Source organism: Dactylosporangium cerinum, assembly GCF_042653625.1.
In the GTDB taxonomy this organism is placed as follows: Bacteria; Actinomycetota; Actinomycetes; order Mycobacteriales; family Micromonosporaceae; genus Dactylosporangium; species Dactylosporangium cerinum.
This window is the reverse complement of the sequence record NZ_JBHSIU010000028.1, coordinates 286,975-311,413: the sequence shown is the minus strand read 5'-3', so window position 1 is coordinate 311,413 and position 24,439 is coordinate 286,975. Positions and strand designations below refer to the sequence as shown.

Sequence of the window (24,439 nt, the reverse complement as noted above, 5' to 3'; positions counted from 1 at the left end):
CCGGCAGCGTTGCCTGCCGGCCCGGCGGCGAAATGCGGTTGCGGCCGGCTCGGCGGGCGGGAGGATGGCCGGATGGAGCACACGCATCCGGTGCGGCGGGCGACCCCCGCCGACGCCGAGCTCGTCGCCGAAATGCTGGACGCGTTCAACGGGGAGTTCGAGACCCCGTCTCCGGGGCCCGAGGTGCTCGCGGGACGCCTGAAGGGACTGCTCGCCGGCGACGACCTGGTGGCGCTGCTGACCGGGGAGCCCGCGACCGGCCTCGCCGTGCTGTCGTTCCGGGTCAGCGCCTGGTACGACGGACCCGTCGTCAACCTGGACGAGCTCTACGTGCGGCCGGGGTTGCGCGGCCGGCGCTACGGCCACGCACTGCTGACCGCCGCGTGCGAGCTGGCCAGGGAGCGCGGCGCGGAGACGTTCGAGATCAATGTGGACGGTGAGGACGTGGACGCGCGGCGGTTCTACGAGGCGCACGGTTTCACCAACACCGAGCCGGGCGCGGCCGAGCCGATGTTCTACTACTACCGGGACCTGGTCTAAGGGTCCTCCATGGCAAGGTCGGTGCGGACGCCCACCAGGCGCACCGGCCGGCCGCCGTCAAGGTCGAACTTGTCGAGGACGGTCAGCGCGGCCCGCTCGATCTCGTCGAGGTCGGTGGTCGGGCCGGCGCGCAGCTTCATCACCCGGGTCGGCGTGTAGAAGGACGAGAACCGCACCTTCACCGCGACGTGCGTGACCCGCCGCCCGTCGCCGATCACGTCGGCGCCCAACGCCCTGGCGAGGGCCGCGACCTGCTGGGCCACCGACGCGCGGTCGGTGAGGTCTGCCGCGAAGGTGGTCTCGCGGCTGCGCGACCGGGCGATCCACGGTGTGGTGTCGACGGTGGTTTCGCCGGTACCCCTCGCGCTGAGCTGCAGCCATCCGCCCGCGTTGGCCCCGAAGTGTTCGGTCAGCGTGGCAAGGTCCGCGCCGGCCAGGTCGGCGATGGTGTGCAGGCCCAGCGCGGTGAGCTTCTTCGTGGTCTTCGGCCCGACGCCCCACAGCTCGGCGGCCGGCTTCGCCCCCATCGCCGCCATCCAGGTGGCTGCCGTCAGCTGGTGGATCCCGCCGGGCTTGGCGAACCGCGCCGCGTGCTTGGCCGTCAGCTTGTTGTCGCCGACGCCGACGGCGCAGCTCAGGCCGGTCCCGTCCAGCACGGCCCGGCGTACGTCGACCGCGAGCGCCATCGGGTCCCCGGTTTCGGTGCCGAGGAAGGCCTCGTCCCACCCGTACACCTGGAGCTGCACGGGAAATCGGGCCAGTGTCGCCATGACGTCGGCGGATGCGGCCCGGTAGGCGGGCGGGTCGGACGGCAGGAAGACGGCCTCGGGGCACCGGCGCGCCGCGACCCGCAGCGGTATGCCGGACCGGACGCCGAACGCCCGGGCCTCGTAGGACGCGGTCGCCACCACCTGCCGGGCCCTGGTGGGGTCGCCGTCGCCGCCGACGACGACCGGCCGGCCCCGCAGTTCGGGCCGGCGCAGGATCTCGACGGCCGCGATGAACTGGTCGAGGTCGACGTGCAGCAACCACCAGCTCACCCGTCCAACCTAATCGCACCCGGCCGGCCGGGGGTCGCAACTTGGCGCTGACGAACATGTTCGCTACGATCGTGTTATGAGTCCTCGCCGAGTCCCCGTCAGCCGCCGCGACCGGCCGGCCAAGCCGCCGCTGAGCCGGGCGGGTGCCGTCGCCGTCGCCGTGCGGATCATGCAGGAGGAGGGCCTGGAGCGGGTCACGATGCGCCGCCTGGCCTCCGAGCTGGACACCGGCCCGGCCTCGCTCTACGTCTACGTGCAGAACATGGCGGAGCTGCACGGCGCGATCCTCGACGAGCTCCTCGCCGACGTCCACCGGCCCGACCCCGCGGGCAAGAGCTGGCGCGGCACGCTGATCGGGCTGCTCACCGACTACACGCGGGTGCTGCTCGGCCAGCCGAGCCTGGCCCGGTCGGTCCTCGCATTGCGGCCGTCGGGCCCGAACTACGTGCACCTGGTCGACACCCTGCTCGGGCTGCTGCACGCCGGTGGCGTGCCGGTCGCGCAGGCGGCGTGGGGCGTGGACCTGCTCCTGCAGCATGCCACCGCCACCGCCGCCGAGCAGGGCGTGCGGAGCGAGGCGGTGGACGCGCAGGACGAGCAGGACGCCTTCGTCGAGGCGTTGCACGACGCCGGGGACGACGACTGCCCGAACATCGCCCGCGCCCGCGACGAGCTGTTCTCCGGCACCGGCGAGCAGCGGCTGTCCTGGATGTTCGACGTCCTGATCACCGGCATCTCCGCCGTCGCGGTGCCCGCGGCCTGACCCCCTCCCGCCGGCTCCCGGCGGGAGGTTGCAATACCCGTGAAGAACATGTTCGTCACGAACAAGTTTCTTAGCGTTGATCTCGACACTACGACCCTGGAGGGACCATGACCACACCCGTCACGATCATCGGAGCCGGCCTGGGCGGCCTGACGCTCGCCCGCGTGCTGCACGTTCACGGCATCCCGTCGACCATCTACGAGCTGGACGCTTCGCCGGAAGCACGGACGCAGGGCGGCATGCTCGACATCCACGACTACAACGGGCAGGTCGCCATCAAGGCCGCCGGCCTGTTCGACGAGTTCCGCACGATCATCCACCCCGGCGGCGAGGCCACCCGGATCCTCGACCAGCACGGCACCGTGCACACCGACGAGACCGACGCCGGTGACGGCACCCGGCCCGAGGTCGACCGCGGCGACCTGCGCAGGATGCTGCTCGACTCGCTGCCCGAGGGCACGATCCGCTGGGGCAGCAAGGTCACCGGGGTGCGGAGCCTCGGCGACGGCCGGCACGAGGTCACGTTCGCCGACGGGTCCACCGTCACCACCGGCCTGCTCGTCGGCGCCGACGGCGCCTGGTCGCGGATCCGGCCGCTGCTGTCCGACGCCGTGCCCGCCTACGCCGGGATGTCGTTCGTCGAGCTCGACCACCACGACGCGGCCGAGCGGCATCCCGGCCCGGCGAAGACGGTCGGCGCCGGCATGCTCTTCGCGCTCGGCGCCGGCCAGGGCTTCCTCGCCCACCGCGAGACGGACGGCAGCCTGCACATCTACGTCGCGCTGACCAAACCGGCGGACTGGATCGACACCGTCGACTGGAGCGACACCGACAAGGGCAAGGCCGTCCTGCTCGACGAGTTCCACGACTGGGCGCCCGAGTGCCACGACCTGATCACCGAGGCCGACAGCGCCCTGGTCCCGCGCACCATCAACGCCCTGCCCGTCCAGCACCGCTGGAACCGGATCCCCGGTGTCACGCTGCTCGGCGACGCCGCCCATCTCATGTCGCCGTTCGCCGGCGAGGGCGCCAACCTCGCCATGCTCGACGGCGCCGAACTCGGCCAGGCCATCGCCGCCCATCCCGGTGATGTCGAGGCCGCGCTCGCCGCGTACGAGCAGGCCCTGTTCCCGCGCAGCGCCGAAGCCGCCGGGGAAGCCGCCCGCAACCTGGAGCTCTGCTTCGACGCGCGGGCCCCGCACAGCCTGCTCGAGCAGTTCGCCGCCTACGCGGACGCGGACGCCCGGTGACGACACCCGACGTGCGCGAGGCCGGGCACGGCAGCCCGATCCTGCTCCTGCACGGCGCCGCCGGCCCGGCCAGCGTGGACACCCTGTTCACGCACCTGGCCGGCGGCCACCGGGTGATCGCTCCGGTGCATCCCGGCTTCGGCGACACGACGCGCCCCGACGACCTCGACAGCGTCGCCAAGCTCGCCCGGCTGTACCTTGACCTGCTCGGCAGGCTCGACGTCACCAGCGCGACAGTCGTCGGTGTCTCCTTCGGCGGCTGGGTCGCGGCCGAGCTCGCCACCGCCGCCGGCCACGAGCGGCGCGTGACCCGGCTGGTCCTGATCGACGCCATCGGCCCGCACATCCCCGGACACACGATCCGGCCGCCGAGCGGACCACCACCGGGCGGACCACCGCCGGCAACCGCCGGAGCAGGCGGGCCGCCGCGTGCGGGCCTGGCCGCGCTGACCGCGTACACCGGACCGGACATGCAGGACCCCACCCTGCTGGACCGGATCCGCAAGCTGGACATCCCCGCCCTGCTCATCTGGGGCGAGCACGACCCGGTGATCAGCCCCGACTTCGGCCGTGCCTACGCGGCCGCCTTCCCCGACGCCCGCTTCGAACTCATCCCCGGCGGCGGGCACCTGCCCATGCGCGAAGCCCCGGACCAGACCTTCGCCGCCCTCGACACCTTCCTCAACGAAACCCTCAACGAAACCGGAAGCCCCCAATGACCACGATCGCCGTCATCCTCGGCAGCACCCGCCCCGGCCGCAAAGGCGAGGCCGTCGCCCACTGGGTCCTCGATCGGGCCCGTGCGCGCACCGACGCCCGGTTCGAACTGCTCGACCTCGCCCAGCACCGGCTCCCCGACATCGACGAGCCCGTCCCGCCGGCCCGTGGCCACTACACCCACGACCACACCAGGGCGTGGGCGGCCACCGTCGCCCGGTACGACGGCTACGTCTTCGTCACCCCCGAGTACAACCACAGCCTGCCCGGCCCGCTGAAGAACGCCCTCGACCGGGTCTACGCCGAGTGGAACAACAAGGCCGCCGCCCTCGTCTCCTACGGCTGGAACGGCGGCGTCCGCGCCGCGGAGCAGCTGCGCCTGGTCATGGGCTCGCTGCAGGTCGCCGACGTCACCGCGCAGGTCGCCCTGAACATGGCCACCGACTTCCGCGATCTCACCGACTTCGCGCCCGCCGCCTACCAGGACGCCGCCCTCACCACGATGCTCGATCAGGTGGTCGCCTGGAGCACCGCGCTCGCCCCACTGCGCACCGCCGCAGCCTGACCCGCCGATGAACAGATTGACGAGTCATCTGTCAGTGGCGAGCGCCTGCGCCATGCGGCTGAGAAGGAGTTGCCGTTCCTGTTTGGTCGGTGCGAGTTCGGCCGCGCGTTCCAGCTCGGCTGCGGCCTCGGCGTGGCGGCCGAGCCGGGTGAGGATTTCCCCGCGCACCGCGCCCAGCAGGTGGTAGCCGGCCATCCGGTGGTCGGCGAGCAGTGGTCGGGTCGTGGCGAGTGCGGCTTCGGGTCCGTCGACGTGGAGCACGGCGACCGCGCGGTTGAGCTCCACGACGGGTGACCGGGTGATCTGGGTGAGGGCGTCGTAGAGCGCGAGGATGGCGACCCAGTCGGTGACTGCGAACGTCGCCGCGCGGGCGTGGCAGGCGGAGATGGCGGCTTGCAGCGAAAACACGCCGAGGGGCCGGGCCAGGTCGAAAGCGCGGTCGAGCATGCTGAGGCCGTGCTCGATCAGCGTGCGGTCCCAGCGTCGGCGGTCCTGGTCCTCGAGCCGGACCGGGATGCCGGCAGCGTCGACACGGGTCCGGAAGCGGGAGGCCTGCAGCTCCATCAGGGCGACCAGTCCGAACACTTCGGGCTCGGTCGGGGAGAGTCCTGCGAGGACCCGTCCCATCCGCATCGCCTCGACGGCGAGGTCGGCGCGGACGAGGTTCGTGCCTGACGAGGCCGAATAGCCCTCGTTGAAGATCGCGTAGAGCACATCCAGCACCGCGCGCAGGCGTTCGGGGAGTTCCTCGGCTGACGGGGCCTCGATCGGCACCCGTGCCTCGGCCAGGGTCCGCTTGGCGCGTGAGATCCGCTGCCCGATCGTCGCAGTGGGCACGAGGAACGCACGGGCGACCTCGTCGGTCGTCAGTCCGCCGAAGAGCCTCAGTGTGAGCGCGACCCGGGATTCGGTTGAGAGCACGGGATGGCACGTGGTGAACACCATGGTGAGCAGGTCGTCCGGGATCGGATCGAGTGCCTCGTCCGCGACGTCGGCCAGTTCGCCCCCGTGCCCGGCAACGAGGAGCGGCGCCTTCTTGCGCGCCGTCTCCTCGCGCCGGGCACGGTCGATCGCCTTGTGCCAGGCGGTCTTCATCAGCCAGGCACCCGGCTTCGGCGGGATGCCGTCAGCCGGCCACTGCTCCAGTGCCGACACGAACGCCTCGGACGCAAGATCCTCGGCGATGTCGAGGCTCCCGATCCGGCGGGCGAGTGTCGCGATCAACTGGGGCGCCTCGATCCGCCACAGCGCCTCGACCGACTTGTGCAGGTCCATGGCCGGGTCCGGTTCAGTCCGACGTCGGGTCGAGCAACTGCTCGCTCTTGGCGAGCACGTCAGCGTCGACCGTCTGGGCGAAGTCGGCCATGTCGAACAACGGCCGGATCTCCAGGATCTGCGAGTCGCCGTAGGACGGGTCGAACGGACACCTCTTCGCCCACTCGATCGCCTCGGCGAGCGAGCTGACCTCCCAGATCCAGTAGCCCGCGATCACCTCTTTGGACTCGGTGAACGGGCCGTCGACCACCGTCGTGCCCGCTGTCGAGAACGCGACCTTCGCCCCGGCGGCGCTGGGCTGGAGTCCCTCGCCGCCGAGCATGATGCCGGCGTTGACGAGTTGCTCGTTGAAGACCCGCATCTTCTCGAACATCTCGGTCGTCGGCTCACTGTTGCCTTCGTCGGCGGCATCGCCCTTGGTCATCACCATCACACGCATGAGCAAGATCCTCTCGGTTGATCTGGTCTCAGTCCAGGCCGGTGGTCCGGCGCAGCAGGCCGGCGATGAAGTCGGTGTCGACCGTGTCGCCCTCGGCGAGGTCGACGACCTTGCGGTCGCCGTTGCCCATCGACCGCAGCATGCCCGGCACCGGGTCGACCCCACCGGCACCGAACACCATGAACGAGACCTTGGCCGCGGCCACGTGCAGCACTGCGGTGTTCTGGCCGGCGAGGTTGAAGTGCGGCTTGCCGTACAGGATGACCTCCTCGACGCCGGGGACGGTGTCGAGGACGGTCTGGCGCAGCGTCGCGCACAGGTCCTGCTGCCACGGCTTGGTCTTGGCGAGGTAATCGGTGACGTCCTGGCTCATCTCGGTGCTCCTGTTCAGGCGGTGGTGACGCGGTAGGTCGACACGACGACCCCGGACTCGAAGGTGGTGGTCTCGAAGTGCTGGAGGCCGGTTCGGCTCTCGGCGCGGAACAGCGGCTCGCCACTGCCCTTGAGGACCGGGTAGGTCCAGATCTTGTACTCGTCGAGGAGGCCGGCCGTCGCGAGTGCATCGGTCAACCGGCCGTTGCCCCAGATCAGGATGTCGGTGCCATCGTTCTCCTTGAGTGCCTTGACCGCGGTCAGCAGCTCGGCGCCGGCGATGACGGTCGTCGGGTTCCAGGCGCTGGTGTCGACCGGCTGGGAAGCCACGACGTACTTGTGCATGGCGTTGACGTGGTCGGCGTACGGGTTGCCACCCATGTTGGGCCACGCCTGCGCCATGCCCTCGTAGGTGATGCGGCCCAGGAGCAGCGCGTCGGCGCCGAGCGTCAGGTCCAGGGCGTACCGCATGGCCGCCGGGTCGTTGTATGCCAGCGACCACTCGTGGGGGTTGTCGATGAAGCCGTCGACAGTGGTGTAGGTCGAAGCGATGATGCGTCGCATCGGGTTCCTCCTGGTGGTGGGCCGGCTTTTCCGGCCCGCACCCGTCCTTCGCGCGACAGCGCGCCGTTTCGACATCAGAGCCAAAGAATTTTTGATGGTGGCGCGGCGTTGCTACCGTCGGGCGCTCTCGCCGGGATTCGAGGAGGTCACGGGGCATGCGCGGCTTTCGTGGTGACCTCGCCCAGCTGCTGAAGGCCCGGTTCCCGGTCCTCTACATCGAGTCGTACGAGGAGCAGCGGGTCGTCGCTGAGGTGTCGGCGGTGGCCCGGGACGCGGCGCTGCTGCGGACCCCGCGGACGGTGTGGACCTGGTCGGCGACCGGGGGGCTGATCCAGCCCGACGGGACGCCGCGGCGGGGCACCACCGAGCCGGCGGCGGCCCTGGAGGCGGTGCTGCGCACCGAGATACCGGGCGTGTTCATCTTCAAGGACCTCCACGCGGCGCTGAGCAGCGGCGATCGGCCGGCCGATCCGATGGCGATCCGGCGGGTCCGGGACGTGGCGGCGGCGTTCAAGGCCGGTCAGGTGCCGCGGGTCCTGGTGATCGTGGCGCCGGTGCTGCGCATCCCGGTCGAGCTGGAGAAGGACATCACCATCGTCGACTTCCCGTTGCCGGGCGAGGACGAGATCCGGGGACTGCTCGACGGGATGATCGCCAACAACGCCGGCGGCGGGCGGATCCGGATCGGGTTGAGCGGCGAGGACCGGGAGCGGTTCGCCAAGGCCGCGGCCGGTCTCACGCTGCACGAGGCGGAGAACGCGTTCGCCCGCGCGATGGTCAGCGACGACGTGCTCGACATCCACGACCTCGACGTCGTGCACGAGGAGAAGCGGCAGGCGGTCCGCAAGTCCGGGGTGCTGGAGTTCGTCGACGTCGGCGTCGACCTCGCCGACGTCGGCGGCCTGGAGAACCTGAAGCGGTGGCTCGCCAAGCGGGACAGCTCCTGGCTGGCCGCCGCGGCGCAGTACGGGCTGCCGGCGCCCCGCGGCGTGCTGATCACCGGGGTGCCGGGCTGCGGCAAGTCGCTGACGGCGAAGGCGGTCTCGGCGGCGTGGGGGCTGCCGCTGCTGCGCCTGGACGTCGGCCGGGTCTTCGCCGGCATCGTCGGGTCCAGCGAGCAGAACATGCGCACGGCGATCCGCACCGCCGAGGCGACCGCGCCCTGCGTGTTGTGGGTCGACGAGATCGAGAAGGGCTTCGCGAACGGCGGCGGCGACTCCGGTACGACGCCAAGGGTCCTCGGCACGTTCCTCACCTGGATGCAGGAGAAGACCAAGGCCGTCTTCGTGATCGCCACGGCCAACGACATCGAGCGGCTGCCGGCGGAGATGCTGCGCAAGGGCCGCTTCGACGAGATCTTCTTCGTCGACCTGCCCACCCGGGCCGAACGCGCCTCGATCTGGCGGGTGCATCTGGCCAGGCGGTTGCGGCACAAGGCGGTCGCCGGCGAGCTGACCCTGGACGACCGGGTCCTGCGCGAGCTGTGCGACTTCAGCGCCGGGTACTCCGGTGCGGAGATCGAGCAGGTGGTGATCGCCGGGCTGTTCGACGCGTTCTCCGAGCGCCGCCCGCTGCGCCAGGAGGACCTGATCCGCGCCGCGGTCAACATGGTGCCGCTGAGCATCACCCAGGCCGAGCGGGTCGCCGCCATCCGCGGCTGGGCCGAGACCCGCGCGGTCGCCGCCACCGCGGCCGAGGACTGGGACCCGACGGGGTCCGCGACATCGACAGGAGGTGCCGGATGAGTGTGTCACTGATCCTGGTCCCGCTCGCCGTGGCGGCCGTGAGCGCCGCGCACGGGATGCGGTCGGGCCGGGATCACCAGAACCAGGTGGTCTGCCAGGTCCAGACCCGCATGCGGGACGCGTCGCTGCTCGCCGCCGCGCTGCGCGGCACGGACGCCGAGGTCACCGAGGGCGACGGGGAGATCGTCGCGCGGTGGCGGGGCGCGCAGGCCCGCTTCACCCGCACCGAGGACGGGATCTGGGCCGCCCACTTCACCGGCGACGTCGACGAGGCCCGTGCGGTCGACATCGTCCGCGCGATCGACGCCGGCTACGGACTGCAGGTGCAGCGTGCGGTACTGCAACGGCTGCGCGAGCGCGCACCGGCGGCGGGGCTGCGTCTCGAGTCGGAGAGCGTCGCCGCCGACAGCAGCGTCCGGCTCACCTTCGCGGTGGAGGGGAAGTCGTGAACCCCAGGATCATCGTCACCGTTTCCAGTGACGGGCAGATCAGCGCCGAGACCGAGGGCCTCCTCGGCGAGGCGTGCCTGGACTACATCGCCGTGCTGGAGGATCTGCTCGACGCCCGCACCGTGGACAGCGCATTCACCGCCGACTACACCAGGGTCCGCACCGACGTGCGGGCCGTCGAGACGCACCACGATGTTGACCGCGCCTGACCGCCCACCGAACCCGGGCGCGCAGCTGAGCTGGCGGGTCCTGCACAGCTGGTGGCTGCTCCTGCCGATCCTCGGCTCCGGCTGCCTCGGCGGCATCGGGTTCATCTACATCGGCCTGCGCGCCAGGCGACCGTCGTGGTGGATCCCCGGCATCGGCTACCTGCTGCTCGGCTGCGGCAGCTTCACGATCTTCGGTCAGGTCTCGACGACCAGCGCCGCGAGCGACTGGGCCTTCGGCGTGGTCTTCGCCGGTTGGATCGCCGGCATCGTGCACGCCTGCCTGATCAACTCGTCGTGGTTGCAGTGGCAGGCGCACCACGTGCCCTGGTACGCCCAGCCGACCGCGCCCCCGCCGACCTGGCCGGCCGCGACGCCGTTCGCACCATCAGCCTTCGCACCACCGGCCTTCGCACCGCCGGCGTTCCCACCCACGTCGGTCCCGCTGCCGCCGACCATGCAGGTGCAGCCTGGGACGTACTACGCGCCGGCGCCGCCGGTCGTGGACGTCAACACCGCCACGGCCGAAGAGCTGGCCCGGCTGCTGCCCGGGTTCGACCTCGACCGCGCGCACCAGCTCGTCGCCGAACGCCAGGCCAGGTCGGGGTTCACGAGCGTGGACGAGTTCGCGTTCGCCGCCGGCCTGGCCCCGCACCAGTTCGCACCGCTGCGGACCCAGATGACGTGCAGCCCGCCGACCCCGCCGACGGGACACGCCCCGCAGGGCCGGGTCCTGGATGTCTGACCTCCCGCTCCTGCCACGGCCGGCCGCCGATCCCGACCGGGTGGCGGTCGCGCGGTTCCTCGCCGCCACCACGGCCGAGGGCCCCGGCGACCGCACCGCCGTGTGGGTCCAGGGCTGCACCATCCACTGCGCCGGCTGCTTCAACCCGCACCTGTGGACCTTCCGCGGCGGTCACCTCACCCCCGCGGACGAGCTGGCCGCCCGGGTCCTGGCCACGGACACCACCGGCCTGACCCTCCTCGGCGGCGAGCCGTTCGACCAGGCCGCCGCCCTCGCGAAGGTCGCCGCCGCCGTCCAGGCCGCCGGCCGCTCGGTGATGACGTTCACCGGATACACCACCGCGCAGCTCGACCGGGCCGTCGCCACCGGCCGCGCCGACGTCGCCGCCCTGCTGGCCGGCACCGATCTGCTGGTGGCGGGCCCGTTCCTCGCCGACCGCCTCGACCCGGCGCGCCCCTGGGTCGGCTCGACGAACCAGGAGTTCATCCTGCTCACCGGCCGCTTCCCGCACCTCCTCGACGACCTCGCCGGCACCCCGGACCGCGTGGAGGTCACGGTGGACCCGGACGGCCGGGTCGCGGTGAACGGCTGGGCGGACCTGGACACCCTGGACGCCCTCCTCGCCGACCTGTGACGCGCGGTCCTGGACAATCGGCCGCGTGTCTGTGGACTGGCTGCGGTACGACAACGGCGCGCTGTACTGGCTGAACTCCGACCGTGCCCTGGTGCGCCATCGACCCGGGGCGGAGCCGGTCGAGCTGACTCCGCCCGGGTTCCGGGTCGGCGGCGGGGTGCACGCGTACGGCGGCGGCGACTTCACCCTCACCCACGGCACGGTGTGGTGCGCGGGCAGCGACGGCCTGTACCGGCTGAACGGCGACAGGACCGCGACGCTGGTGGCCTCGGGTGCGTTCGGCGACCTCTGCCCCGGGGACGGTGAACTGCTCGCGGTCAGGGAGGACGAGCACGGCGACGCCCTGGTCGCGATCCCCCTCGACGGCGGCGACGTGCGGGTCCTCGCCGAGGCGGCCGGGTTCTTCGGCTCGCCCCGGTTCGTTGCCGGCATGCTCGCCTGGACGTGGTGGAGCGCGCGGGACATGCCGTGGGGCGGGTGCGAGGTGTGGGTCGCCGCCTACGAGGACGGCCAGATCGGCGACCCGATGCGCGTCGCCGGCGGCCCCGACGAGTCCGCGATCGAGCCGCGCTGGGGCCCCGACGGGATGCTGTACTTCATGTCGGACCGCACCGGCTTCTGGAACCTGTACCGCCACGACGGCACGGCCCTTGCCCCCATGGCGGAGGACTGCGCGGCGGTGCCGTGGCAGCTGGGGCACGCGTCGTACTGCTTCCTCGACGACGGCCGGATCGTCCTGACCACGCGGAACGGCCTGCTGGTCGCCGGCACCTCGGATGCCGTGCCGCTGCCGTACCCCTCGATCAGGCCCTGCCTGGCGGCGTCCGGATCCTCGGTGGCGCTGATCGGGTCGTCGCAGGTCGCGGTGGTGCGGTTCGACGCGGAGCCGCCGTCGGTGGAGGTCGTGGCCGGCGCTTCGGAGCTCCTGCCGGTGGCGCTGGACGGTTCGGTCGTGTACCCGCCGGCGGGCGCCTCGGACGACTGGAGCGCACCGGTGATCGTGTGCGTGCACCCGTCGTACGAGACGGCGCGGTACTTCACGAGTCGCGGGTTCGCCGTCGCCTCCGGCCGGGAGCCCCTCGACGTCGCGGAGTGCGTGGCGATGGCGGAGCAGCTCATCGCCACGGGCCGCGCGGTGCCGGGCCAGGTGTTCGTGCGCGGCACGGGCGTGGGCGGATACACGGCGCTGCGGGCGGTGTCGCAGCCTGGACCGTTCGCGGCGGCGACGGTGGTGTCCCCGGTCGTCGACCCGTCGACGGTGCCCCGCTTCCTGCGCCCGTACGCGGCTCGCCTTCCTGGCCCCGTGACGGCCGCGGCCATCCACACGCCGGTCCTGCTCATCCACGACAGCCTGGTTCCCGCGGCCGACGTGGTGACCTTGGCCGAGGCGCTGCGAGCTCGGGACGCCCCGCACGAACTGTTGCCGCTGCCGGACGCCGCCGCCGACTCGGCCGCGGCCCTGGCCGCTGAGCTGCGTCTGTACCAGCAAGTCATCGACTCGAACTAACGCGCTGGGTCGCCACCGTATTGCTCGACGATTTTCGCCTGGTACTCGGTCGGGATGACCACCTTGGACGGAAATCCGCCGGTTCTACCTGTCCGCGAAGCCGCCAAGGTCGTCGAGCTCGCCGCGTGACATGCCGGTGAGGAGCGAGACGGAGCCGGCAACGGTGCCGTCGAGCTGGTGCAGTGCGCGGGTGACGGACTCCTGGATCTCCGCCCGGTGATTGTCGATGTATTCGCGGACCGCGATGTCGACGATGTCCTTCTTCGACCGGCCGAGGAAGTGGGCCGCATGCGAGATGAGCTGGTCGGTGTGGGCATCGACCTTGATCGGGTTCGCCGCAGCAGCCATCCGAACCTCCCCGAGCGAGCGCTTCGGTACCAAAGTACCACGCGCTACCGCCAGACCTGAACGCATTGCCGGGCATCGTTATGGTGAGCGGATGGGTTGGTGGAAGCTCCCGTTCACCGGTGAGCCGTACCGAATCTCGCTCTTCCTGCTGCTGTCCGTCCCGCTCGCCGTCTGGTCGCTGGTCGACCGGGGCGCGGCGCAGCAGCGGGTGGCGGGGGCGCTGCTGTCGCGGCGGCCGGTGTTGTCGCGGGTGCGGGGGCTGGCCGCGGTGCCGGTCGACCTGGTCGCGCTGGTCGTGGCCGGTTACTGCTGGACAGGTGTCCTGCTCAACGTGGTGTACCCGATCCGCCCGCTGCTCGGCATGAACGGCGAATACCGCGACGCGTGGGGTGGCCCGTCCCTCGCCGGCGCGTGGGCCGTCCACGCGCTCGGCGGGCTGGCTTTCTGGCTGCTCGTCCCCTGGATCCTGCGCGGCTACGCGGCGCTCTGGCGGCGGATCGCCGGAGCCTGAAACTGTCGTACCCCGTCGCTACGCTCGGCTGCAACGACATCGACGCTGCCGGGAGGTGCCGCATGACGGGTGTGTCCTTCGAGGAGCTTGCCGCGTTCCTGCGGCGGCCGGGCGGTCATCCGAGCGGCTTACCGGTCGACGAGGTGCAGGAGTGCGTCTGCCGGTCGTGCGGCGGGCGGCGGTTCGCGGTGCGGGTGATGGACACGGCCAGCGCCGCCCGGCGCACCTGCCTGGACTGCGGGCGGCACGAGCTCATCGCCGACAGCGTGGAGTATTGGGACGACGACACCGAGGTGCAGTGCGCCTGTGCCTGCACGTGCGGCGCGGAGGAGTTCGCCGCGGCGGTCGGCTATTCGCTGTGCGAGGGCAGCGACGACATCCGCTGGATCGTGGTCGGGCTCGGCTGCCTGGCCTGCGGGCACCTCGGCGTCTACGAGCAATGGAAGATCGACTGGGGACCGAGCAACTACCTCCTCGACCTGGCCTGAGGGACGCGATGACCGAGGAGGTGATAACGGCCTGACGGGGAATTGGTAGCGGATGGCACGGGTTGCCGCGGGTATGACGACAATCGGACTTATCGGCAGCGGCAACATCGGCGGGACCGTGGCGCGGCTCGCCGTGGCGGCGGGATACGACGTCGTGGTGAGCAACTCCCGAGGCCCCGAGACGCTGCAGGACTTCGTCGCCGAACTCGGCCCGAAGGCCCGGGCGGCCACCGCCGCCGAGGCTGCGGCGGCCGGGGACGTCGTGGTGGTGAGCGTGCCGTTCAAGGCGTATCAGGCGATGCCGGCCGAGCCCCTCGCCGGCAAGGTGGTCATCGACACCAACAACTACTACTCGCAGCGCGACGGGCAGTTCGCCGAGCTGGACGACGCGTCGGCGACCAGCAGCGAGCTACTGCAGCGCCATCTGGCTGGCGCGCAGGTGGTCAAGGTGTTCAACAACATCTACTCCAAGCACCTGGAGTCGTTGCCCCGCCCGTCGGGTTCCGATGACCGGACCGCGCTGCCGATCGCGGGTGACGACGCCGCGGCGAAGCGGACCGTGGTGGAGTTCCTGGACGCGATCGGGTATGACGCCGTCGACGTCGGCACGCTCGCCGACAGCTGGCGCTTCCAGCCGGACACGCCCGTCTACGGCCCGCCGTACGGCGAGTACGGCAACCCCGTCGGCACGCCCGCCGACGCCGAGACGATCCGCACCGCGGTAGCCAAGGCACACCGCTGAGCCAAAGCACACCGCTGAGCCAAAGCACAGCACTGAGGCAGGACACGGCGCCGAGACAGCGCTGAACGCCAACCCGCAGCGCCGGGCACCAACCCGCGGCGCCGGGCGCCGGAGCGGATACGGTGGCGTCGAGCAGTCTGACGACGGGAGCCGCACACCGATGGACACGCTGGCACGGCTGGGTGACGAGTACTTCCGCCTGCACTTCGCCGGCGATCCGTTGTCGGCCAGTGTGTTCGGCGTGGAGGGGTACGACGCCGAGGTCCCCGACCCGAGCCGCGCCGCCGCCGCCGACCAGCAGGCGGCGCTGGCCCGGGTCGAGGCCAAGCTCGCCACCGTCGACCGCGACGCGCTGGACGGCGAGGACCGGATCAGCCACACGATCCTGACCCGGCTGCTGCACGACGAGCAGCGGATCGCCCAGGACGGGCTGGCCGAGGTCGCGGTGACCGCGAGCATCTCCGGTCCGCTCGCCCAGGTGGTGTCCGCGGTGCCGGCGGCGACCGGCATCGACGAGGCGTACCGCGCCCGGCTCGGGAAGCTCGGCGGGTTCTTCGACGGCCACGTGGAGCGCTACCGGCAGGCCGCCGCCGACGGGCGGTTCCCGACGGAGCTCGGCGTGCGGCAGGCGATCGCGCAGGTCGACGCGTATCTCGCCACGCCCCTGGATCGGGACCCGCTGCTGCGCCGCCTCCCAGGTGATGCAGACGCCGCCGAGCTGGTCGCGTCGGGTCTGCGGCCGGCGCTGATCCGCTTCCGGACCGCGCTCGCCGAGGAGCTCCTGCCGGTGGCCCGCGACAGCGGGAAGGTCGGGCTGTGTCACGTACCCGGGGGCGGGGAGGGATACCGGGCGCTGATCGGGGCGTACACCACCACCACGCTCGACCCCGAGGAGATCCACCGGATCGGGCTGGACCTGGTGGCCCAGCTGCGAGACGAGTTCGCGGAGCGCGGCGGGCGGGCGTTCAACGCACGCGGCACGGCTGAGGTCATCGGGCGGCTCCGGGACGACCGGGAGCTGCGGTTCGGTGCCGCCGGGGAGATCGTCGACACCGTGACCACGGCGCTGCGGCGGGCCGAGGAGGCGGTGCCGGACTGGTTCGCGGGGTACGACATCGCGCCGTGCGTGGTCCGCGAGATGGACCCGGCGGAGGCGGAGAACTCAGTGCTCGGCTATTACGTCGCCCCGGCGGCGGACGGGTCGCGGCCCGGGGCGCACGTGGTCAACACGTTCCGGCCGGAGCAACGGGCCCGGTTCGAATACGAGGTGCTCGCCTTCCACGAGAGCGTTCCCGGGCACCACCTGCAGATCGCCGTGGCCCAGTCGCGGGGTGACCTGCCGCAGTTCCGCCGGTTCACCTACTTCGACGCGCACGGCGAGGGCTGGGGGCTGTACACGGAACGCCTCAGCGACGAGATGGGCCTCTACACCTCCGAGCTGGGCCGGCTCGGGATGGTGTCGTTCGACGCGTGGCGGGCGTGCCGGCTGGTGGTCGACACCGGCATGCATCACTTCGGCTGGTCGCGGGAGCGTGCCGTCCAGTTCATGCTGGACAACACCGCGCTGACGGAGACGAACATCGTCAACGAGGTCGACCGGTACATCGCGATGCCGGGGCAGGCGCTGGCGTACATGCTCGGGCGGCTGCGGATCCAGCAGCTGCGGGAGCGGCAGCAGCAGGCGCTGGGGCCGGCGTTCGACCTGCGGGCGTTCCACCACGAGGTGCTCGCGCACGGGCCATTGCCGCTGGACACCCTGGAAGAGCTGATCACGGCGAAGTAAGTTTCGCGCCGAAAAGGTTTCGGCGCGCAGCGCCAAGCCAAAAGCAGAATAAGGCATTGACATGTGACAACGCCCTTGCCACGTTTCGAAAAGGATTTCGGAGCGAAGGAAAGGGAAGCAGCCCATGCTCAGAAGACTCGTCGCGGCCGCGGCGGTGCTGATCGTCGTCGCCGGCGGCAGCACCGTCGCCGAGGCCGCGCCCGGGCAGAGCGACAACCTCGCCCGCACGGCCACCGCGACCGCCTCGTACACCTCGCCCTGGGAGAGCGTCGCCGCGGTCAACGACGGCATCGACCCCGCCACGTCCAACGACACGGTGAACCGGCGGTGGGGCACCTGGCCCAACACCGGCGAGCAGTGGGTCCTGCTCACCTGGTCGGCCGCGCAGAGCCTGCGCTCCGCCGACGTCTACTTCTTCGACGACAACGGCGGGGTCCGTGTTCCCGCGTCGTGGCGCCTGCAGTCGTGGACCGGTTCGTCCTATGTGGACGTCGCCGGGGCGTCCGGCTATCCGGCCGTGGTCAACCAGTACAACGCGGTGAACTTCACCGCCGTCAGCACCAGCCGGCTGCGTCTCGTGCTGCAGAGCGGGGCTGCGTCGGTCGGGGTGCTGGAGGTGCGGGCGTACAGCACCGCGATCGGCACCGGGACCCCCAGCACCGGTTGGAACCCACCGGCGAACCTCGTCACCCCGCTCAACCAGGTCTGGCAGCACGTGGAGCAGACGTATCCGAACCCGTACGGCTTCCGCAACTACGGCTGGGACCAGGTCTTCGCCAACCGGGGCAGCATCAACTACTGCGTCCGGTGGGATTCCAGCGCCCCGGTGAGCGCGGCGCTGCGCGACCAGATCCACGCGTCGCTGGCCCGGCAGTTCAAGAAGTGGATGGACGTGATGGCCGGGCACAACGGCTGGCCGTATCAGTCGGTGCCGTTGAAGGTGGTCGGCTGGGCCGTCCGTGACCGGGCCACGCTGCAGTGGAGCGACAGCTCGGTCGACGTGTACGTCAACAACATCCGCGAGAACGCGCCGCAGTGCTCGGAGCCGTGCGGCCGGTTCTTCAACCAGAGCGGCAACTACCCGAACTGCCCCGGCGGCGCGTCGCACCACTACGACATGTCGCTGTGGCTGACGGCGGGCATGAACGGCGGCGCCGGCGGCGACTGGGGTCAGCGGGTCGGCAGCGAGTACTTCGTCGGGGCGCTCAACGCCGACAACATCCACATCCTGCTGCACGAGATCGGCCATAGTTTCGGCCTCGACGACTTCTACGACTGGACCCCGACCGGCGTCGGCGGCTTCCTCATGAAGGCCGGTTCGGCGGCGCAGATCACCGAGTTCGACGCCTGGATGCTGCGCGACTGGTGGCGGCACCTCAAGAACCGTTACGGCTACTGAGAGAACCGCTACGGCTACTGACGCAGATCGTGGACTTCACCGGTGGCGACGGCGCGGAGCTTGTCGGGGTTGGCGACGTTGTGGATCGCGACGACCCGACCGTCGAGGTCGACGTCGAGCACGAGGGTACCGATGACGCGTCCCGCCCCGGTGAACACGATCCCGCTCCGGCCGTTGAGCTCAACGAACTCCACCCGCATGTCGGCCAGGGAGACCCCTTGGTACGGCTGTGAGCCGAACGTCGCGAACCAGGCCGCCACCCGCGACGCGCCGGTGACCGGCTGCAGGGCCTGGCGGACCTTGCCGCCGCCGTCGGTCCAGACGGTGACGTCGGGGGCGAGCAGTTGCATGAGGGTGTTGATGTCGCCGCCGGTCGCCGCGGCGAAGAACCGCTCGGTGACCTCGCGCTGCTTGACGGCGGTGGCGTGGAAGCGCGGCCGGCGGGCCTGGACGTGTTCGCGGGCGCGGTGCGCGGCCTGGCGCACCGCGTCCTCGGACCGCTCGACCGCGTCGGCGATCTCGGCGTGGGTGAACCCGAAGACCTCCTTGAGCACGAACACCGCGCGTTCGAGGGGGCTCAGCGACTCCAGCACCACCAGCAGCGCGAGTGACACCGTGTCGGACTCGGGTTTTCCCTCAACGGAGGTCAGGATCGGCTCGGGCAGCCACGGTCCGACGTACACCTCGCGCCGGGAGCGGGCCGTCCGCAGCCGGTCCATCGCCACGTTCGACACGATCCGGACCAGGTAGGCCTTGGGCTCGGCGACGTCGGCCCGGTCGGCGGCGGACCACTTCACCCAGGCGTCCTGCACCGCGTCCTCGGCGTCGGCGGCGGTGCCGAGGATGCGGTACGCCACGGAGAACAGCAGGCGCCGGTGAGCTGCGAACACGTCGGTCGTCACGATCAAGTTCTACCCGCTCAGGCCGAGCAGGTACGCGGCGACCACCGGGGCCAGGTACATCAGCGGAAACGGGACGTGCGAGAACGAGCGGGCCCGCAGCACCGTGATGACGGCGCCGGTGAAATAGAGGACCAGGCCAACGGTGGCCGCGACCCCGACGGCGGGGATGAACAGGCCGACCAGCAGGCCCGCCGCGCCGGCGGCCTTGGCCACGCCGAGCCAGGTCCACCAGGAGGCGGGGACGCCGTACGCGGCGAGGGGCTCGACGACCCACTTCGCACGGGTGAACACCGAGACGGCGGAGAAGCCGACCCAGAGCGCGGCGGCGATGGTGACGATGGTGAAGGCGATGGACATGACCTGCTCCTTGCGACTTGGAAGGTGACCACCGCGAGACGGAGCCCGAAGCCCCGGACGTGACACGGTGTGACGGCCGTCACCGCCCTGAGGTGCCGATCACGTAAACTTGCATCATCATGCAGTGGGATGCATATACTTTCGGCATGTCCAAGGTGCTCACCTCCCTGCCCGTCGGTGAACGTGTCGGAATCGCCTTCTCCGGTGGCCTGGACACGTCGGTAGCTGTCGCGTGGATGCGCGAGAAGGGCGCGGTGCCCTGCACCTACACCGCTGACATCGGGCAGTACGACGAGCCCGACATCGCCTCGGTCCCCGGCCGCGCCGGCGCGTACGGCGCCGAGATCGCCCGCCTGGTCGACTGCCGGGCCGCGCTGGTCGAGGAAGGGCTCGCGGCCCTGGCCTGCGGCGCGTTCCACATCCGCTCCGGCGGCCGCGGCTACTTCAACACCACGCCGCTCGGCCGGGCCGTCACCGGCACCCTGCTGGTGCACGCGATGCTCGAGGACGGCGTGCAGGTCTGGGGCGACGGCTCCACCTTCAAGGGCAACGACATCGAGCGCTTCTACCGCTACGGGCTGCTCGCCAACCCGTCGCTGCGCATCTACAAGCCGTGGCTGGACTCGGCCTTCGTCACCGAGCTCGGTGGCCGCAAGGAGATGTCCGAGTGGCTGCTCGCGCACGGGCTGCCCTACCGGGACAGCACCGAGAAGGCGTATTCCACCGACGCCAACATCTGGGGCGCCACGCACGAGGCGAAGACCCTGGAGCGCCTGGACACCGGCATCGAGATCGTCGAGCCGATCATGGGTGTGCGGTTCTGGGACCCCGCCGTGGAGATCTCCACCGAGGACGTCACGGTCGGGTTCGAGCAGGGCCGCCCCGTCACGATCAACGGCAAGGAGTTCGGCTCCGCCGTCGACCTGGTCCTGGAGGCCAACGCCATCGGCGGCCGGCACGGGCTGGGCATGTCCGACCAGATCGAGAACCGGATCATCGAGGCGAAGAGCCGCGGCATCTACGAGGCGCCGGGCATGGCGCTGCTGCACACCGCGTACGAGCGGCTCGTCAACGCGATCCACAACGAGGACACCGTCGCCGCGTACCACAACGAGGGCCGCCGGCTGGGTCGGCTGCTGTACGAGGGCCGCTGGCTGGACCCGCAGGCCCTGATGCTGCGCGAGTCGCTGCAGCGGTGGGTCGGTTCGGCCATCACCGGCGAGGTGACCCTGCGGCTGCGGCGCGGCGAGGACTACTCGGTGCTCAACACGTCCGGCCCCGCGCTGAGCTACCACCCGGACAAGCTGTCGATGGAGCGCACCGAGGACTCCGCCTTCGGCCCGCTCGACCGGATCGGCCAGCTGACCATGCGCAACCTCGACATCGCCGACTCGCGCGCCAAGCTGGAGCAGTACGCGCGGATCGGCATCGTCGGCAGCAGCCAGCACCGGCAGCTCGTCGCCGCCCCGGAGCAGTCCACCCAGCTGATCGGCACGATGCCCGAGGGCGGCGCCGAGGCGATCGCCTCCCGCGGCCAGGTCGCCACCGGCGACGAGCTGCTCGACAACGCCGCCATGGAGGCGGGCACCGACTGACGCTTCAGGGGGTCAGCCGGATGCGGTACGGCATCCGGCTGACGCTCTACGGGGTCCGGCCGGCCCGGTCGACGACGGCACGCTGCAGCACTGCGGTGATGCCGATGACCGTGCCGGCCGTCATGCCGTTCCCGTCGCGCACCGCGTACTCCCGCTGCCCGAGATAGGCGAACGTCTCCCGATCGAAGATCCATTCGTGCCGGATACCGTCCACCTCGTCGGTCCGGGCCACCGCGATCCCGTGCCGGCCGATCGCGTCGGCCGCGTCGTCGATCGTCACCACGCCGGGGATCAGCGCGGCCGCCCGATACAGCGCGGCGCTCACCGCCGGGCTGGGCAGCGACTCGAACAGGTGGTCACCGACGTAGACGAACGCCTCCTGGTCCGGGCCGTTGCCCTGGCCCTGCGTGTCCGCGTAGGCCTTGGCCAGCAGCGCGGCCGGGTCGGCCGGCAGGTTGCCGACGAGCTCCTCGTTCGTCCGGCCGCCGGCGTCGAGCGTGATCGTCCTGCCGCGCTCCTTCAGCAGGCCGGGCTGCTTCGGGTCCTGCGACAGCCAGATCTGCCGGTCGTGCAGCGGTTCCATCCGGACGTGCTTTCCGCCGAACTCCGCGAACGCCACTGTGCTCTTGATGTAGAGGAACTGCCCCGGCGCGACGCTCACCGGCGACTGCGCCGCCGCGGCGAGCGCGATCCGGTCCAGCAGTTGCTGGACCGCGCCGGCGTCGCCCTCCTGGACCGCCACGACCAGGGCGGGCCGGGTCTCGGGCGTGGCCCGGAACGCGACCACCGCCGCTGCCACCGCCACGACGGCCACGGCCGCCGCCACCAGGACCAGCCGGCGCCGCCGCACGGGTTTGACCGCACGGATCTCCCGCAGCAGGTGGTCTTTCAGGAGCTGCTGCCGGTCGGCCGGCAGGTCGGGCGTCGCCGGCGCGGGCAGCAACCGGGAGAGGTCGAGGTCGTTCATCGGCGCGGCTCCTTGAGAGACGTGATGCGGTCGTCCTGAACCTGTCCGTCCCCGACGCCGAGTTCCACGTCGGCGTCGACGAGTTTCCGGAGCTTCTCCCGCGACCGGGACAGCCGCGACCGGACGGTGCCGACCGGCACCCCGAGCGCCTCGGCCGCCGCCGCGTAGTCCAGGCCGCTCCAGACGCACAGCATGAACACGTCCCGCTCGGCGCTGCGCAGCTTCGCCAGCGCCCGGCGCGCGGCCGCCAGCCGGGACGCGTCGTGCATCCGAGCGACCAGGTCGTCCGCGAAGTCCGGCACGCTGGGCCGGGGTGGCAGCCGCTGCAACGCCTCCCGGTGCCGGCGCGCCGCCCGCGACAGGTTGCGCAGCACGTTCGTGGCGATCCCGAGCAGCCACGGCAGGCAGCTGCCACCCTCGGGCAGCAGCCGCTCCCGTAACCGCCAGGCCTCGAGGAACGTCAGCGACACGGCCTCCTCGGCCGCGACCCAGTCCCCGGTCCGGCGGACCGCGTGCTGATACACCGCGCCGGCGTACGCGTCGAACAACAGCCCGAAGGCCACCGGCTCACCGGCGCGCAGCTGTCCCCGTGTTGGCAGTTCCACGCCTTGTACTGTCCGCCACGGCGCCGGAGTTCCCGATTTTTTACGGCAGGGGTGCCTTCGGCAGGCTGGGCGCGGAGTTGAAGACCTGCACGCCGGCCTCGTTGTCGCCGTCGAACGGGGTGACCGCGCCGTTTCCGGCGCCGAGGCAGAAGTCGTCGCCGGTCGGCTCGGCGAACCACATGCCCATGTGGCCGAGCTCCTTGCGGACCCGTTCCTTGCCAACGAGGGTCGAGGAGAACGCCTCCTCGGCGATGACCCGCAGCTCGGTGCGGCCCTTGCCGTACTTGTCGGTGAAGACGTCGCCGATGTACTCGGCCGCACCGAACGGCGCCGCCGGGACCTCCAGCAGGAACACGGTGAACGCCGTGTTCGCCGGCCCGCCGGTGACGCGGACGTCGACGACGTCGAAGCCCTTCACGTCGGTCTCCAGGGTCACGCTGACGTCGACCTTGACCTTCGGCAGGCACTTGGCGAGCTGCTCCGAACTCGGCGCCAGCTTGAACTTCACGACCTCGGCCTTCTTGCCGGTGGACGTGTAGTCGCCGACCTTGTCGAACGCGATGTCCCCGTTGACGGCACCGAACCCGGCGATCGCCGCGGCCCCCGCGACCGCACCGACCGTCAGCAGGGCAAGACCTCTACCGATTCCCATGACACTGACCTCCCATGTGTGTTTTGCGGACACCCATGGGCACGCCGGCCGCCGGGACCCCGTTCACCAGCACCGATGTCATGACCTCGACACGCGGGCGGTGAACCGGGCGTCACCGCCAGCGTTGGGTGGTCACCCCGTCGAGCTCGGCGATCGCCACCCGGTCCTCGGTGGCCAGGATCGTGAGCATGCGCTCCGCCTCGTCCAGGCCGGCGTGCTTGCCGGTCGCGGTGCCGTCGTCCGGGTGCGGGGTCTCCAGCCACAGCCGCCCGTCCTCCCACCGCATCTGCACGATGCCGCCGGTGCCGCTGATCGCCGACAGCCACGAGTTGGTGCGCGTCGGCAGCCGCCGCACCACGTCGAGCAGCTCGGGCAGCACCATCGGGCGGCTCGCGCTCTCCGAGGCTCCGGTCGGCAGGTACTCGTAGGTCACGTCGAGCAGCCCCGGCTCCTCACCGGCCGTTGCTTCCTCACCCCGGATGAGCCGCAGCCCGTCGAAGCGGCCGACCGCCCTGCCGTCGTCGCTCACGAGCCGGTGGTGTTCCCGGTGTACGACCAGCGCGCCGACTTTTACCTTCACTCCCTCGGGCAGCCACGGCAGGAGGAGTTGCGTCACCACGGCGACGTCCATCGCCGGCGGGAGTCGGAGCCGGCCCTTGGTCACCTCGACGGCGACGTCGGTGCCCGCGAGCCCGGTCATGTACGCGGCCAGCCGCCCGATGCGGCGCCGCGCCCAGGTGAGCCGGACGTGGATGCGCTGGCCGGCGGTGCCGTCCCAGTCCACGTGCAGGCCCTGGGCCCGTACCGCGGCCACCACCTCCGCACCGACAGCGACCGGGTCACCGGACGGGTCGAAGAGGCCATAGGCGAGCCACAGGCTCCCGCCCTCGGCCGCTCGCTCGGCGTCCTGGTTGTGGTAGAACACGTAGCCGCGGGCCGGCGCCGCCTCGATCACCTCGGCGCCGATCTCGCTCGCGCCGCAGTTCTGGCAGCAGGCGAAGTCCTCCCGCGCCACGATCCCCGCCGCGTCGAGCGCCCGGAACGCGTCGGTGAGCCGGTCGCTGTCGGTGCGCTCCGGCCAGGTCGCCTGCGCCTCCAGGTGCTCGGCGAAGCGCGGCCCGACCAGCCGCCACGCGAGCGCCCGCAGCTCGTCGGGATCGCCGTAGCCGTGCAGGAACTCGACGGTGTCCGCGACGATCGTCGCGCAGTCACGCTTGCCCCACGCCACCTGCGTGCGGATGAACCCCGCCGCGTCCAGCTCGACCTCGTGCGTCACCAT

At 71.3% G+C, this 24,439-nt stretch carries 29 protein-coding genes; 17 read left to right on the top strand and 12 right to left on the bottom strand.

Features of this window, described 5'->3' with window-relative positions; translation table 11 throughout:
* Positions 1 to 72 precede the first annotated feature (72 nt).
* Positions 73 to 540: a GNAT family N-acetyltransferase gene (locus ACFPIJ_RS24200; RefSeq protein WP_380117457.1), complete on the top strand. Its 468-nt coding sequence runs from the start codon at positions 73 to 75 to the stop codon at positions 538 to 540.
* Here the strand turns inward: ACFPIJ_RS24200 and ACFPIJ_RS24195 are convergent.
* Entirely contained in the window at positions 537 to 1,580 is a 1,044-nt protein-coding gene (locus ACFPIJ_RS24195; protein ID WP_380117456.1) for a DNA polymerase IV, read from the bottom strand. The two genes, ACFPIJ_RS24200 and ACFPIJ_RS24195, sit on opposite strands and share 4 nt — an antisense overlap.
* A gap of 76 nt (positions 1,581 to 1,656) precedes the next feature.
* On the opposite strand from ACFPIJ_RS24195, the gene ACFPIJ_RS24190 reads away from it, so the two are divergent.
* From ACFPIJ_RS24190 to ACFPIJ_RS24175, 4 genes are all read left to right on the top strand, one after another.
* On the top strand, positions 1,657 to 2,343 hold the full coding sequence (locus tag ACFPIJ_RS24190; RefSeq protein ID WP_380117455.1) for a TetR/AcrR family transcriptional regulator: 687 nt from the start codon (positions 1,657 to 1,659) through the stop codon (positions 2,341 to 2,343).
* Between the two features lie 107 nt (positions 2,344 to 2,450).
* Positions 2,451 to 3,593, top strand: a complete 1,143-nt coding sequence (locus tag ACFPIJ_RS24185; RefSeq protein WP_380117454.1) for an FAD-dependent oxidoreductase — start codon at positions 2,451 to 2,453, stop codon at positions 3,591 to 3,593.
* Complete coding sequence (locus tag ACFPIJ_RS24180; RefSeq protein WP_380117453.1) at positions 3,590 to 4,312, top strand: alpha/beta fold hydrolase; 723 nt, start codon at positions 3,590 to 3,592, stop codon at positions 4,310 to 4,312. Before ACFPIJ_RS24185 ends, ACFPIJ_RS24180 begins: the two co-directional genes overlap by 4 nt.
* Positions 4,309 to 4,875 carry an NADPH-dependent FMN reductase gene (locus ACFPIJ_RS24175; protein WP_380117452.1) on the top strand — a complete coding sequence of 189 codons (567 nt, stop codon included), beginning with the start codon at positions 4,309 to 4,311 and terminating at the stop codon, positions 4,873 to 4,875. The genes ACFPIJ_RS24180 and ACFPIJ_RS24175 overlap by 4 nt, the downstream gene beginning before the upstream one ends.
* A 24-nt stretch (positions 4,876 to 4,899) precedes the next feature.
* On the opposite strand, the gene ACFPIJ_RS24170 is transcribed toward ACFPIJ_RS24175, so the two are convergent.
* Genes ACFPIJ_RS24170 through ACFPIJ_RS24155 form a run of 4 tightly spaced genes read right to left on the bottom strand, consistent with a single transcriptional unit; the run spans position 4,900 to position 7,525 of the window.
* A complete protein-coding gene (locus ACFPIJ_RS24170) occupies positions 4,900 to 6,150 on the bottom strand; it encodes an RNA polymerase sigma factor (RefSeq protein ID WP_380117451.1) in 1,251 nt (416 codons plus the stop codon).
* A gap of 13 nt (positions 6,151 to 6,163) precedes the next feature.
* Positions 6,164 to 6,589: a YciI family protein gene (locus tag ACFPIJ_RS24165; protein WP_380117450.1), complete on the bottom strand. Its 426-nt coding sequence runs from the start codon at positions 6,587 to 6,589 to the stop codon at positions 6,164 to 6,166.
* A gap of 28 nt (positions 6,590 to 6,617) precedes the next feature.
* Entirely contained in the window at positions 6,618 to 6,962 is a 345-nt protein-coding gene (locus tag ACFPIJ_RS24160) for a DUF1801 domain-containing protein (protein WP_380117449.1), read from the bottom strand.
* A 14-nt stretch (positions 6,963 to 6,976) separates the two neighbouring features.
* Positions 6,977 to 7,525 carry a dihydrofolate reductase family protein gene (locus ACFPIJ_RS24155; RefSeq protein WP_380117448.1) on the bottom strand — a complete coding sequence of 183 codons (549 nt, stop codon included), beginning with the start codon at positions 7,523 to 7,525 and terminating at the stop codon, positions 6,977 to 6,979.
* A gap of 155 nt (positions 7,526 to 7,680) precedes the next feature.
* Here ACFPIJ_RS24155 and ACFPIJ_RS24150 point away from each other — a divergent pair, with 155 nt between their 5' ends.
* From ACFPIJ_RS24150 to ACFPIJ_RS24125, 6 genes are read left to right on the top strand one after another with little or no spacing between them, the layout of a single operon-like run.
* Complete coding sequence (locus tag ACFPIJ_RS24150) at positions 7,681 to 9,270, top strand: AAA family ATPase (protein WP_380117447.1); 1,590 nt, start codon at positions 7,681 to 7,683, stop codon at positions 9,268 to 9,270.
* Positions 9,267 to 9,719 (top strand): hypothetical protein, encoded by a 453-nt coding sequence (locus tag ACFPIJ_RS24145; RefSeq protein WP_380117446.1) that lies wholly within the window; start codon positions 9,267 to 9,269, stop codon positions 9,717 to 9,719. The genes ACFPIJ_RS24150 and ACFPIJ_RS24145 overlap by 4 nt, the downstream gene beginning before the upstream one ends.
* Positions 9,716 to 9,928, top strand: coding sequence for a DUF2997 domain-containing protein (locus ACFPIJ_RS24140; RefSeq protein ID WP_380117445.1), 213 nt, complete (start codon positions 9,716 to 9,718; stop codon positions 9,926 to 9,928). The genes ACFPIJ_RS24145 and ACFPIJ_RS24140 overlap by 4 nt, the downstream gene beginning before the upstream one ends.
* Positions 9,912 to 10,670 (top strand): ComEA family DNA-binding protein, encoded by a 759-nt coding sequence (locus ACFPIJ_RS24135; protein WP_380117444.1) that lies wholly within the window; start codon positions 9,912 to 9,914, stop codon positions 10,668 to 10,670. The genes ACFPIJ_RS24140 and ACFPIJ_RS24135 overlap by 17 nt, the downstream gene beginning before the upstream one ends.
* The gene (locus tag ACFPIJ_RS24130) at positions 10,663 to 11,304 is read left to right on the top strand and encodes a 4Fe-4S single cluster domain-containing protein (RefSeq protein ID WP_380117443.1); all 642 of its coding nucleotides are present in this window, start codon (positions 10,663 to 10,665) and stop codon (positions 11,302 to 11,304) included. Before ACFPIJ_RS24135 ends, ACFPIJ_RS24130 begins: the two co-directional genes overlap by 8 nt.
* A 25-nt stretch (positions 11,305 to 11,329) precedes the next feature.
* On the top strand, positions 11,330 to 12,811 hold the full coding sequence (locus ACFPIJ_RS24125) for a S9 family peptidase (protein WP_380117442.1): 1,482 nt from the start codon (positions 11,330 to 11,332) through the stop codon (positions 12,809 to 12,811).
* 84 nt (positions 12,812 to 12,895) lie between these two features.
* Here the strand turns inward: ACFPIJ_RS24125 and ACFPIJ_RS24120 are convergent, their stop codons facing one another.
* Positions 12,896 to 13,159, bottom strand: coding sequence for a hypothetical protein (locus ACFPIJ_RS24120; RefSeq protein ID WP_380117441.1), 264 nt, complete (start codon positions 13,157 to 13,159; stop codon positions 12,896 to 12,898).
* A gap of 91 nt (positions 13,160 to 13,250) precedes the next feature.
* On the opposite strand from ACFPIJ_RS24120, the gene ACFPIJ_RS24115 reads away from it, so the two are divergent.
* From ACFPIJ_RS24115 to ACFPIJ_RS24095, 5 genes are all read left to right on the top strand, one after another.
* Positions 13,251 to 13,670, top strand: a complete 420-nt coding sequence (locus ACFPIJ_RS24115) for a hypothetical protein (protein WP_380117440.1) — start codon at positions 13,251 to 13,253, stop codon at positions 13,668 to 13,670.
* Between the two features lie 62 nt (positions 13,671 to 13,732).
* Positions 13,733 to 14,158, top strand: a complete 426-nt coding sequence (locus ACFPIJ_RS24110; RefSeq protein WP_380117439.1) for an SIR2 family protein — start codon at positions 13,733 to 13,735, stop codon at positions 14,156 to 14,158.
* Positions 14,159 to 14,231: 73 nt separating this feature from the next.
* On the top strand, positions 14,232 to 14,900 hold the full coding sequence (locus tag ACFPIJ_RS24105) for an NADPH-dependent F420 reductase (protein ID WP_380117438.1): 669 nt from the start codon (positions 14,232 to 14,234) through the stop codon (positions 14,898 to 14,900).
* 160 nt (positions 14,901 to 15,060) lie between these two features.
* The gene (locus ACFPIJ_RS24100) at positions 15,061 to 16,683 is read left to right on the top strand and encodes a DUF885 domain-containing protein (protein ID WP_380117437.1); all 1,623 of its coding nucleotides are present in this window, start codon (positions 15,061 to 15,063) and stop codon (positions 16,681 to 16,683) included.
* Between the two features lie 124 nt (positions 16,684 to 16,807).
* Complete coding sequence (locus ACFPIJ_RS24095; RefSeq protein WP_380117436.1) at positions 16,808 to 18,082, top strand: BAR domain-containing protein; 1,275 nt, start codon at positions 16,808 to 16,810, stop codon at positions 18,080 to 18,082.
* A 14-nt stretch (positions 18,083 to 18,096) separates the two neighbouring features.
* Here ACFPIJ_RS24095 and ACFPIJ_RS24090 read toward each other — a convergent pair whose 3' ends face one another.
* Both ACFPIJ_RS24090 and ACFPIJ_RS24085 read right to left on the bottom strand, forming a co-directional pair.
* On the bottom strand, positions 18,097 to 18,984 hold the full coding sequence (locus tag ACFPIJ_RS24090) for an RNA polymerase sigma-70 factor (RefSeq protein WP_380117435.1): 888 nt from the start codon (positions 18,982 to 18,984) through the stop codon (positions 18,097 to 18,099).
* A gap of 9 nt (positions 18,985 to 18,993) precedes the next feature.
* Positions 18,994 to 19,341, bottom strand: a complete 348-nt coding sequence (locus ACFPIJ_RS24085) for a DoxX family protein (RefSeq protein WP_380117434.1) — start codon at positions 19,339 to 19,341, stop codon at positions 18,994 to 18,996.
* A gap of 146 nt (positions 19,342 to 19,487) precedes the next feature.
* Here ACFPIJ_RS24085 and argG point away from each other — a divergent pair, with 146 nt between their 5' ends.
* The gene (argG, locus tag ACFPIJ_RS24080) at positions 19,488 to 20,936 is read left to right on the top strand and encodes an argininosuccinate synthase (protein ID WP_380117433.1); all 1,449 of its coding nucleotides are present in this window, start codon (positions 19,488 to 19,490) and stop codon (positions 20,934 to 20,936) included.
* A 46-nt stretch (positions 20,937 to 20,982) separates the two neighbouring features.
* Here argG and ACFPIJ_RS24075 read toward each other — a convergent pair whose 3' ends face one another.
* The 4 genes from ACFPIJ_RS24075 to ACFPIJ_RS24060 all read right to left on the bottom strand — a co-directional run bounded on the left by ACFPIJ_RS24075 (position 20,983) and on the right by ACFPIJ_RS24060 (position 24,439).
* Positions 20,983 to 21,903 carry a CU044_5270 family protein gene (locus ACFPIJ_RS24075; RefSeq protein WP_380117432.1) on the bottom strand — a complete coding sequence of 307 codons (921 nt, stop codon included), beginning with the start codon at positions 21,901 to 21,903 and terminating at the stop codon, positions 20,983 to 20,985.
* The gene (locus ACFPIJ_RS24070; RefSeq protein ID WP_380117431.1) at positions 21,900 to 22,508 is read right to left on the bottom strand and encodes an RNA polymerase sigma factor; all 609 of its coding nucleotides are present in this window, start codon (positions 22,506 to 22,508) and stop codon (positions 21,900 to 21,902) included. Before ACFPIJ_RS24070 ends, ACFPIJ_RS24075 begins: the two co-directional genes overlap by 4 nt.
* A 40-nt stretch (positions 22,509 to 22,548) precedes the next feature.
* Complete coding sequence (locus ACFPIJ_RS24065) at positions 22,549 to 23,160, bottom strand: hypothetical protein (RefSeq protein WP_380117430.1); 612 nt, start codon at positions 23,158 to 23,160, stop codon at positions 22,549 to 22,551.
* 112 nt (positions 23,161 to 23,272) lie between these two features.
* On the bottom strand, positions 23,273 to 24,439 hold the full coding sequence (locus ACFPIJ_RS24060) for a DUF6891 domain-containing protein (protein WP_380117429.1): 1,167 nt from the start codon (positions 24,437 to 24,439) through the stop codon (positions 23,273 to 23,275).

Excerpts from the sequence above, each read along its gene's own strand:
- ACFPIJ_RS24120 (WP_380117441.1), bottom strand. The coding sequence starts at position 13,159 with ATGGCTGCTGCGGCGAACCCGATCAAGGTCGATGCCCACACCGACCAG.
- argG (WP_380117433.1), top strand. The coding sequence starts at position 19,488 with ATGTCCAAGGTGCTCACCTCCCTGCCCGTCGGTGAACGTGTCGGAATC.
- ACFPIJ_RS24145 (WP_380117446.1), top strand. The coding sequence starts at position 9,267 with ATGAGTGTGTCACTGATCCTGGTCCCGCTCGCCGTGGCGGCCGTGAGC.
- ACFPIJ_RS24170 (WP_380117451.1), bottom strand. The coding sequence starts at position 6,150 with ATGGACCTGCACAAGTCGGTCGAGGCGCTGTGGCGGATCGAGGCGCCC.
- ACFPIJ_RS24160 (WP_380117449.1), bottom strand. The coding sequence starts at position 6,962 with ATGAGCCAGGACGTCACCGATTACCTCGCCAAGACCAAGCCGTGGCAG.
- ACFPIJ_RS24105 (WP_380117438.1), top strand. The coding sequence starts at position 14,232 with ATGACGACAATCGGACTTATCGGCAGCGGCAACATCGGCGGGACCGTG.
- ACFPIJ_RS24065 (WP_380117430.1), bottom strand. The coding sequence starts at position 23,160 with ATGGGAATCGGTAGAGGTCTTGCCCTGCTGACGGTCGGTGCGGTCGCG.
- ACFPIJ_RS24085 (WP_380117434.1), bottom strand. The coding sequence starts at position 19,341 with ATGTCCATCGCCTTCACCATCGTCACCATCGCCGCCGCGCTCTGGGTC.
- ACFPIJ_RS24135 (WP_380117444.1), top strand. The coding sequence starts at position 9,912 with ATGTTGACCGCGCCTGACCGCCCACCGAACCCGGGCGCGCAGCTGAGC.
- ACFPIJ_RS24060 (WP_380117429.1), bottom strand. The coding sequence starts at position 24,439 with ATGGTGACGCACGAGGTCGAGCTGGACGCGGCGGGGTTCATCCGCACG.
- ACFPIJ_RS24150 (WP_380117447.1), top strand. The coding sequence starts at position 7,681 with ATGCGCGGCTTTCGTGGTGACCTCGCCCAGCTGCTGAAGGCCCGGTTC.
- ACFPIJ_RS24100 (WP_380117437.1), top strand. The coding sequence starts at position 15,061 with ATGGACACGCTGGCACGGCTGGGTGACGAGTACTTCCGCCTGCACTTC.
- ACFPIJ_RS24155 (WP_380117448.1), bottom strand. The coding sequence starts at position 7,525 with ATGCGACGCATCATCGCTTCGACCTACACCACTGTCGACGGCTTCATC.
- ACFPIJ_RS24190 (WP_380117455.1), top strand. The coding sequence starts at position 1,657 with ATGAGTCCTCGCCGAGTCCCCGTCAGCCGCCGCGACCGGCCGGCCAAG.
- ACFPIJ_RS24165 (WP_380117450.1), bottom strand. The coding sequence starts at position 6,589 with ATGCGTGTGATGGTGATGACCAAGGGCGATGCCGCCGACGAAGGCAAC.
- ACFPIJ_RS24130 (WP_380117443.1), top strand. The coding sequence starts at position 10,663 with ATGTCTGACCTCCCGCTCCTGCCACGGCCGGCCGCCGATCCCGACCGG.
- ACFPIJ_RS24115 (WP_380117440.1), top strand. The coding sequence starts at position 13,251 with ATGGGTTGGTGGAAGCTCCCGTTCACCGGTGAGCCGTACCGAATCTCG.
- ACFPIJ_RS24200 (WP_380117457.1), top strand. The coding sequence starts at position 73 with ATGGAGCACACGCATCCGGTGCGGCGGGCGACCCCCGCCGACGCCGAG.
- ACFPIJ_RS24175 (WP_380117452.1), top strand. The coding sequence starts at position 4,309 with ATGACCACGATCGCCGTCATCCTCGGCAGCACCCGCCCCGGCCGCAAA.
- ACFPIJ_RS24185 (WP_380117454.1), top strand. The coding sequence starts at position 2,451 with ATGACCACACCCGTCACGATCATCGGAGCCGGCCTGGGCGGCCTGACG.
- ACFPIJ_RS24095 (WP_380117436.1), top strand. The coding sequence starts at position 16,808 with ATGCTCAGAAGACTCGTCGCGGCCGCGGCGGTGCTGATCGTCGTCGCC.
- ACFPIJ_RS24075 (WP_380117432.1), bottom strand. The coding sequence starts at position 21,903 with ATGAACGACCTCGACCTCTCCCGGTTGCTGCCCGCGCCGGCGACGCCC.
- ACFPIJ_RS24110 (WP_380117439.1), top strand. The coding sequence starts at position 13,733 with ATGACGGGTGTGTCCTTCGAGGAGCTTGCCGCGTTCCTGCGGCGGCCG.